This window comes from Pseudolysinimonas sp. (genome assembly GCF_031389465.1).
GTDB lineage: Bacteria > Actinomycetota > Actinomycetes > Actinomycetales > Microbacteriaceae > Pseudolysinimonas_A.
The window spans coordinates 1-7866 of the sequence record NZ_JANMSQ010000274.1; the positions used below are offsets into that span (position 1 = coordinate 1).

Here is a 7866-nt window from a genome sequence, read left to right on the forward strand (position 1 = left end):
TCACCGACGGCCAGCGCAGCCGCGCGTTGCGGACCACGTCTTTCTCGGCGTCGCTGTCTTTTCCGGTGATCAGCCCGATGCAGGCGGGAAGGAAGGGCAGCGGCTTCTTGCGGTCGAGGTCGAAGAGCCCCTCCGACGCGAGCTGCTTTCGCAGTCGTTCGAGCTTCTCGAGCAGGTCGCCCAGCCCGACGTGCCGCATGTTCAGCACCTGCATCGAGAGGGTGCCGCCCTTGACCCAGAACTCGGTCTTGGCGAGGGCGATGACGTGGTCGCCCTGTTTGAACTCCTCGCTGAGCTTGGCGCGGGTCGACGACCAGAGCTGGAACGACAGCGTGACGTCGCCGTCGAGGTCCTTGAGCTTGCCGAACACGGCGCCGTTGCGCTCGTTCCACTGCGCGAGCTCGCCCTCGACCCACACGGTGCCGAGGCGGTCGATGTATTCCTTGAGTTTCCCCGACATCATCGCGACCGGCCACGGAGCCTCGGGGGAAGATCGCTCGGGCTCTGCCACGGATCGAGGCTAGCCGAGCCCACGGGCCTCCCGGCCCCGCCCAGGCGCGCTCCGTAGAATCGGGGTGTGGCCGGCATCACGAACGGCGCGGTCGTCTTGACCCCGCCCCGCATTCCCGCAGTGCGGGGGCGTCTTGTCGACTCACCCATCGCGGGCACCAAGCGCGTGCTGCTCGCGGCGCCGCGCGGGTACTGCGCCGGCGTTGACCGCGCGGTGATCGCTGTCGAGAAGGCGCTCGAGAACTTCGGCGCGCCGGTTTACGTGCGCAAACAGATCGTCCATAACGTGCATGTGGTGAGCACACTCGAGAAGGCCGGTGCGATCTTCGTCGATGACGTCGCCGAAGTGCCGGCAGGCGCGCACGTCGTCTTCAGCGCCCACGGCGTCTCGCCGGCGGTCGTTCAGGGCGCCGCCGACCGCGGCCTCCAGGCGATCGACGCGACCTGCCCGCTCGTGACGAAGGTGCATCGCGAGGCGGTGCGCTTCGCCAAGCAGGACCTCGACATCCTCCTGATCGGGCACACCGGTCACGAGGAGGTGGAGGGCACGATGGGGCACGCCCCCGAGCGCACCACCCTCGTGACCTCGCCCGACGATGTCGATGCGCTCGTGGTGCGCGACCCCGACAACCTCGTCTGGATCTCGCAGACCACCCTCAGCGTCGATGAGACGATGGAGACCGTACGGCGGCTCCGTGAGCGGTTCCCGAACCTGCAGGATCCGCCGAGCGACGACATCTGCTACGCCACCCAGAACCGGCAGGTCGCGATCAAGAAGGTCGCGCCGGCAGCCGACCTGGTGATTGTCGTCGGGTCGGCCAACAGTTCGAACACGGTGCGGCTCGTCGACGTCGCCCTCGAGCACGGGGCCACGGCCGCGCACCGCGTCGACTACGCGACAGAGATCCAGCAGGAGTGGCTGGACGGTGTCGCAACCGTCGGTGTGACGAGCGGCGCCTCGGTGCCCGAGGTGCTCGTGCAGGAAGTGCTCGCAGAGCTGGCGGATGCCGGCTATGTCGACGTCGAGACCGTCGTGACCGCGGAGGAGGACCTCATGTTCTCGCTTCCGAAGGAGCTGCGCACCGACGCCCAGGGCAACCCCGACGAGCGGGGGCTCGGCGGACGCACCCGTCGCCTCGACTGGCAGAGCTGATCCGGATGTCGGACCCCCGCCCGGTGCCGCAGTACGGGGAATACGCGACGCCCGAGGAGGTCGCCGCCCTGCGCGGCACGGCCGCACCGGGATCGCCGCTCCTTCCCCAGCCGTCGCCGTCGCCCGCGGTCGTCTCCCTCCGCGGCTCGACACTGCGACGCCTCGATCGGCCGGTCACGATCGCCCTCATCGCTTTCGGGGTGTTGAACCTCGTGCAATTCGCGGGCGTGCTCCTCGACTTCGAGGGCTTCCTCGAGGTCGCGACGAAGGGAACGTCTGCCGAGCCGATCGACTTCACAGACGCGGCGCGCATCGGCGGTGTCGTGTTGTTCGTGGTGTCTCTCGCGCTCGTCTTGGCATCGGCCGCGATCGCGGTACTCATGCTGAGACAGGGTCGGATCGCGTTCTGGGTTCCGCTCGTCGGTGGCGCCCTGTCGGTGCTCGCTTGGGGCGTCGTGCTGGTGGCGATCGTGTTGCAGACGCCGGGCGCGCTACCCCCCGCCGGAGCCTGATCGATGCGCGTGCGCATCCTGCCGCGGGAGACCGCCGCTGCCGTCATCACCGGTTCCGTGTCGGCAGCAGGCTGGGCGGTCGCCGCGGCGACGATCCTGCTCACGGTGCCCGTTCTGGTCGAGACACTCGTGCAGCGCGAGCGCATTGCTGATCTGCCCCTCCCGCTCATCCTGCTCGGTGTCGTGCTCGGCGGGATCGTCGCCGTCGTGCTGCGCCCGCGCCGGTGGGTCGCGATGCTCTACCTCGCGGTCGCCGGAATCGCGACGCTCGGTTATGAGGTGACGCTGCTGATCGGCGATCCGGAGATCGTCGAGCACTCGCCGTATCTCGTCAACCGGCCGTCGCTCGCGCTCGTACTTGTCGGGATCCCCGCGACCCGTGCCGTTGTGGGGATTGCGTGGTCACTGCTCGGGTTCGCGGTCTCGGTCGTCACCGGCGTTGTCGCGTTCGCGATCGTCGGGATGACGTTCTCCCCGGGCTTCGGACCGCTCATGGTTCTCGGGCTCGCGACCCTCGCCTACTTGACGCTTGCCTCGATCCAAGCGCGGATCCGAAGTCGGGTGCCCAACTTCGACGACCTCGAGTCGGAGACGCAGGCTCTCGAGCACGGCGAGGATCTCGCGCGCCGCACGACAGCCGTCGTGCACGACACCCTGCTCAACGACCTCGCGGTCGTCATGAGCGCCCCCGATCGGATCGATCGTCGCACGCGTGAGCGGCTGCTGGTCGATCTCGAAACACTCAGGGGCGCGGACTGGATCACCGCGTCGGCCGCCGTCAACCTGCCCGCCGAGGATGCCGGGCTGCGCAACAATCTTGCGCGCATGGCGAGCGAGTTCCAGTGGCGCGGGCTCAGCCTTCACCTGACCGGTTCGCCGATCGCCCACCATGTGCTCGCCGCTGACGTCGCGGATGCACTGCTCGCCGCACTCCGGGCGTCACTCGAGAACGTTCTGCGGCATTCCGGGGTGACGACGGCGGAAATCGAGGTGATCGCCGACCCCGAACATGTCACCGTGATGGTCACCGACCGGGGCGCAGGCTTCGACCCCGACGCGGTAGCGCCCGACCGGCTCGGTCTACGCACGTCGGTGGTCGAGCGGATGGGGTCGGTTGGTGGACGGGCGCAGATTTGGTCGGCGCCGGGCGAAGGTACCTCGGTGATCATCTCCGCTCCGACCGGTCAGCGAGGCACGTCATGAGGTCAACGCTGCTCAATCACCGGTTTCTGCGGCTCTCCGCGCAAGAGGCTGACCCTCTCAGCTGGTTCACCGGGCCGCTCGTGCCGCTCGTCTTCGCGGGGCTGAACCTGCTCTACGGAGGAACATTTGCCGGCATCACCTGGGGCGCAAGCAACGACCCGCTGCTGCAGGTCATCGGCGTCGCTCTATGCTCGGCCGCGTGCATCCTCGTTCACGCCCTTACCCGACCGATGCGGCGGCGACTCAGCTGGGGAGGGGCGAGCGTTGCGCTCGTCATCGGGATCACGGGGTTCGTGCTCTCGGCAATCGGCTATTCCGACACGGTGTTGTCGATCGAACTCTGGTGGGCTCCGTTCGGTTTGGCGTTGGTCATCGGGTCGCTTGGCCCGTACCTGCCGGCCCGCGCGATCTTCGTGCTCGGTGCCGCAACAACGCTCATCGCAGTACCGATCGCGCAGCTCGTGATCCAGCCTCAGGTGAGCGGGTGGGGGCCCATCGCGACGGCGGTCATCATCGGGTCGCCGCTCGTCTGCGGAATCGTCGCGACCGCCGCCTTCTCGATTGCCGTGGTCAGCCGCACGCTGCCGCTCATCGAGCGCCGCACCCAGTCGATGCTGTCACTCGACGCCCCCCGAGGTGAGTTGAATGAGCGGCTCGAACGCGACCGGCTGGGTCGGTTGATCTCCCGGGCGGCTCCGTTCATTGAGAGTGTCGCCCGCGCAGGCAGGGTCACGACCGCCGATCGAACTCTCGCCGGAAACCTTGCGCGGCAGCTGCGCGACGACCTCGTCACCCAGTCGAATCTGAGCTGGCTCGACGCGGTGGCGCAGGACAGGCTCGTCGTCGTTGACCCCGACCGTCAGGCGAACCGGATGCGGGCGTCGCAGCGAACGGCGCTTCGGGCTCTCATCCGCGCAGTCCTCGACACGCCGGGAACGGATGCCGGGTCGCTGCTCGTCGAACTACGCGCGCATCCGGACTGCTCGACCGCGGTCGGGGTGAGTCTCGACTTCGAGCTGCCCGAGGGGCGGCGGGTCATGCAGCTCGCGCCGTACTACATCGCGCTTCGCGGCAGCGTCGACGATCTGCAGTGGAGCGACGACAAGTTTTTGCGCGTGACGTTCAACCTGCCGGCGACTGGCGGCGACGTTACTTAGAGGTAATCGACTTGCCGGCGCTACCGAGCTGTCGCGTTGCCTCCGTCACGCGAGCTGCCATCGCGGTCTCGGCGGTCTTGCCCCAAGCGCGCGGGTCGTAGATCTTCTTGTTGCCCACCCCGCCGTCGACCCTGAGCACGCCGTCGTAGTTCGCGAACATCGTGCCGGCGATCGACCGCGTGAACGCGTATTGGGTGTCGGTGTCGATGTTCATCTTGACCACGCCGTAGGAGACGGCATCCGCGATCTCCTGGTCGGTCGAGCCGGAGCCGCCGTGGAAGACCAGGTCGAGCGGCTTCGCGCCGGTGCCGTACTTCGCCGCGAGTCCGTCCTGGATCTCTTTGAGCAGCTCGGGGCGCAGCTTCACGTTGCCGGGCGCGTAGACGCCGTGCACGTTGCCGAAGGTGAGCGCGGCCATGTAGCGACCCTGGTCACCGAACCCGAGCGCTTCGACGGTCGCGATCGCGTCGTCGAGCGTCGTGTACAGGTGCTCGTTGATCTCGTGGGCGACCCCATCCTCCTCGCCGCCGACAACACCGATCTCGACCTCGAGGATCGCGTTGATCGCCTTCATGCGCGGCAGCAGAGCCTTCGCGATCTCGAGGTTCTCAGGCAGCGGCACGGCCGAGCCGTCCCACATGTGCGACTGGAAGATCGGGTTGCCGCCGGCCTTGACTTGGCGCTCGGAGGCGGCGATGAGCGGCTCCACGAAGCCGCCGAGGGCGTCCTTCGGGCAGTGGTCGGTGTGCAGGGCCACCGTGACGGGGTAGTTCTTGGCGACCTCGGTCGCGAACGCGGCGAAGGCGAGGGCGCCAGCCGCGCGAGCCTTGACCGTTTGGCCGGCGAAGTAGTCGGCGCCGCCGGTGGTGACCTGGATGATGCCGTCGGAGCCCGCTTCGGTCAGCCCCTGCAGCACCGCGTTGATCGTCTGCGACGACGAGACGTTGATCGCCGGGAACGCGAAGCCCGACTTCTTGGCGGTGTCGAGCATCTGGGCGTACTGCTCGGGAGTGGCGACGGGCATAGGGGACTCCTTAGACGGAACGGTGCTTCGGGGTGGCACCCGGCGGCCTTGAGCTTACCGGGGCTCGGTAAGCTGCACTCAGCGCCCTCTCCGCCACTAGGGCCACCCCGACGCATCTCTATCGATGAGGACATCCCATGGCGGACGACGACCCCGGCATCCTGTTCACCCAGCCCGACCGCAACCTCGCGATGGAGCTCGTGCGGGCGACCGAGGCAGCCGCCATCCGGGCGTTTCCCTACATCGGGCGCGGTGACAAGAACGGCGCCGACGGCGCGGCGGTGGATGCGATGCGCAAGTTCCTGGGAACGGTCGACTTCGCCGGCACGATCGTCATCGGCGAAGGCGAAAAGGACAAGGCGCCGATGCTGTTCAACGGCGAGGTCGTCGGCAACGGCAATGGTCCCGCCTGCGACATCGCGGTCGACCCGATCGACGGCACCTCGCTCACCGCGGCCGGGCGTAGCAACGCGATCTCGATGATCGCCGCCGCCGATCGCGGCTCGATGCTCGACGCGTCGAGCGTGTTCTACATGGACAAGCTAGTTACCGACGCGGCCGGCATCGGCGTCGTCGATATCCGTCACCCGATCGGCGAGAACATCCGAGCCCTGGCGAAAGCGAAGGGGAAGGAGCTCGACGAGATGCTCATCGGCGTGCTCGACCGGCCGCGCCACGAGCAGCTCATCACCGACATCCGCGCGGCCGGCGCCGGTACGCGGCTGTTGCTCGACGGCGACGTCGCGGGTGGCATCAACGCGGCGCGCTACGACAGTCGGCTCGATATGTGCGTCGGCATCGGTGGCAGCCCCGAAGGTGTCGCCACGGCGTGCGCGATCAAGGCGCTCGGCGGCTTCATCCAGACCGTGCTGTACCCGCAGTCGGATGCCGAGCGTGAACGTGGTGCGGCCGCCGGGTTGCGCTTCGACGAGGTCTACGAAGCCGACGATCTCGTCAAGGGCGACAACACCTTCTTCGTCGCGACCGGGGTGACCGACGGGGCGCTGGTGCGCGGAGTCGAGCGCAAGGGCCCGATTCTGCGTACCGAGAGCATCGTGCTGCGGGCGCGTTCCGGCACGATCCGGCGCGTGACGGCCGACCACCTCGTGCAGAAGTGGCTCGGCGAAGGCGACTGACCTGCGAGTGCGGCGTCAGGCCGTCTTCGGCTTCTTGATGGGCGTGGGCGGCTCGACGAGGTCGACGTCGAGCTCCGCCCGCGCAACCCCGGTGCCGTCGAGTGCGTTGAGTTCTTCCACCACCGCGGTGAGGTCGGATGCCGTCAGTTCGCGCGGCAGTTCGTCGATCTCGGTCAGCGGCGGCAGCAGCTTCGAGGAGTCGAGCTGGCTGATGCGCCGGGCCGACGGCAGCACCTGGCGTTCGAACGACCCGACGAAAGTGTTGTAGTCCTTGACACTGCGCTCGATCGTGCGGCCGAGCTTGTCGACGTGCCCGGCGAGGGTGGTAAGCCGGCCGTAGAGTTCGCGGCTGACGTCGAACAGGTTCTTGGCTTCCTGCGTGACGACCTCGTGCCGCCAGCTCACGGCGACCGCCTTGAGCACCGAGAACAGCGTGACCGGCGACGCGAGCGCGACGTGCTTGCTGAACGCGAACTCCATCACTGACGGGTCGGCTTCGAGGGCGGCCGACAACAGTGACTCGCTCGGGATGAACGCGATGACCATCTCGGGGCTCGAGTCGAGTCCATCCCAGTAGGAGCGTGCACCGAGGGCGACGATGTGGTCGCGCACGGCCTTGACGTGCTGCTTCATGAGGGTCTCGCGACGGGCGAGTTCGGCGTCGTTCGCGGTCGGCAGGATCGCGGCGGCGTCGAGGTAGGCGTTGAACGGCACCTTCGCGTCGACCGCGATGCTCTTGCCGCCCGGGAGGGTGACGACCATGTCGGGCCGCGAGGTGCGACTGTCGATCTTGATGCTCGACTGCACGTCGAAGTTGACGTGCTCCATCATGCCGGCGGATTCCACGACCGCCCGCAGCTGGGTCTCGCCCCAGACGCCGCGGGTCGCGTTGTTCTTCAGCGCGGAGGCGAGCGACTCGGCCGTCGTGCGCAGGCGCTCCTCCGACTCGACGGCACTCTTGAGTTGCTGGGCGAGTTCGCCGTGCTGGATGCTGCGCTGCTGCTCGAGGTCGGTGACCTTCTGCTGCATCGAGCTGAGTGACTCTTTCACCGGGGCGAGGGCTTGCAGCACCTTGCTCTCTGCTCGTTCGGCTTCGGCGCGCTGCTCGGCCTCGCGGCGGGTGCGCTCCATGAGGTCGCGGTACTGGTCCTGGGCGCTGCCGAGTTGCTCG

General features: G+C 68.0%; 8 protein-coding genes. 5 read left to right on the forward strand and 3 right to left on the reverse strand.

Annotation, left to right across the window (positions count from 1 at the left end):
• On the reverse strand, nt 1-463 hold a 463-nt coding region (locus RMO30_RS10865), incomplete at its 3' end, for an exodeoxyribonuclease VII large subunit (protein ID WP_309713229.1).
• A 168-nt stretch (nt 464-631) separates the two neighbouring features.
• Here RMO30_RS10865 and RMO30_RS10870 point away from each other — a divergent pair.
• The 4 genes from RMO30_RS10870 to RMO30_RS10885 are packed head-to-tail and all read left to right on the forward strand — an operon-like array spanning nt 632 to nt 4535.
• Nucleotides 632-1663, forward strand: coding sequence for a 4-hydroxy-3-methylbut-2-enyl diphosphate reductase (locus tag RMO30_RS10870; RefSeq protein ID WP_397427930.1), 1032 nt, complete (start codon nt 632-634; stop codon nt 1661-1663).
• 5 nt (nt 1664-1668) lie between these two features.
• Nucleotides 1669-2175: a DUF6264 family protein gene (locus RMO30_RS10875; RefSeq protein ID WP_309713214.1), complete on the forward strand. Its 507-nt coding sequence runs from the start codon at nt 1669-1671 to the stop codon at nt 2173-2175.
• 3 nt (nt 2176-2178) lie between these two features.
• Nucleotides 2179-3378 (forward strand): ATP-binding protein, encoded by a 1200-nt coding sequence (locus tag RMO30_RS10880; RefSeq protein WP_309713217.1) that lies wholly within the window; start codon nt 2179-2181, stop codon nt 3376-3378.
• A complete protein-coding gene (locus RMO30_RS10885) occupies nt 3375-4535 on the forward strand; it encodes a hypothetical protein (protein ID WP_309713220.1) in 1161 nt (386 codons plus the stop codon). Before RMO30_RS10880 ends, RMO30_RS10885 begins: the two co-directional genes overlap by 4 nt.
• Here the strand turns inward: RMO30_RS10885 and fbaA are convergent.
• A complete protein-coding gene (fbaA, locus tag RMO30_RS10890) occupies nt 4528-5559 on the reverse strand; it encodes a class II fructose-bisphosphate aldolase (RefSeq protein WP_309713223.1) in 1032 nt (343 codons plus the stop codon). The genes RMO30_RS10885 and fbaA overlap by 8 nt on opposite strands.
• Before the next feature lie 137 nt (nt 5560-5696).
• Here fbaA and glpX point away from each other — a divergent pair, with 137 nt between their 5' ends.
• Nucleotides 5697-6695 carry a class II fructose-bisphosphatase gene (gene glpX, locus RMO30_RS10895; RefSeq protein WP_309713225.1) on the forward strand — a complete coding sequence of 333 codons (999 nt, stop codon included), beginning with the start codon at nt 5697-5699 and terminating at the stop codon, nt 6693-6695.
• A gap of 15 nt (nt 6696-6710) precedes the next feature.
• Here the strand turns inward: glpX and RMO30_RS10900 are convergent.
• A partial coding sequence (locus tag RMO30_RS10900; RefSeq protein WP_309713227.1) for a DNA recombination protein RmuC occupies nt 6711-7866 on the reverse strand: 1156 nt, incomplete at its 5' end.

Coding starts and splice junctions, on each gene's coding strand:
- RMO30_RS10875 (WP_309713214.1), top strand. CDS start 1,669: ATGTCGGACCCCCGCCCGGTGCCGCAGTACGGGGAATACGCGACGCCC.
- RMO30_RS10880 (WP_309713217.1), top strand. CDS start 2,179: ATGCGCGTGCGCATCCTGCCGCGGGAGACCGCCGCTGCCGTCATCACC.
- RMO30_RS10885 (WP_309713220.1), top strand. CDS start 3,375: ATGAGGTCAACGCTGCTCAATCACCGGTTTCTGCGGCTCTCCGCGCAA.
- fbaA (WP_309713223.1), bottom strand. CDS start 5,559: ATGCCCGTCGCCACTCCCGAGCAGTACGCCCAGATGCTCGACACCGCC.
- glpX (WP_309713225.1), top strand. CDS start 5,697: ATGGCGGACGACGACCCCGGCATCCTGTTCACCCAGCCCGACCGCAAC.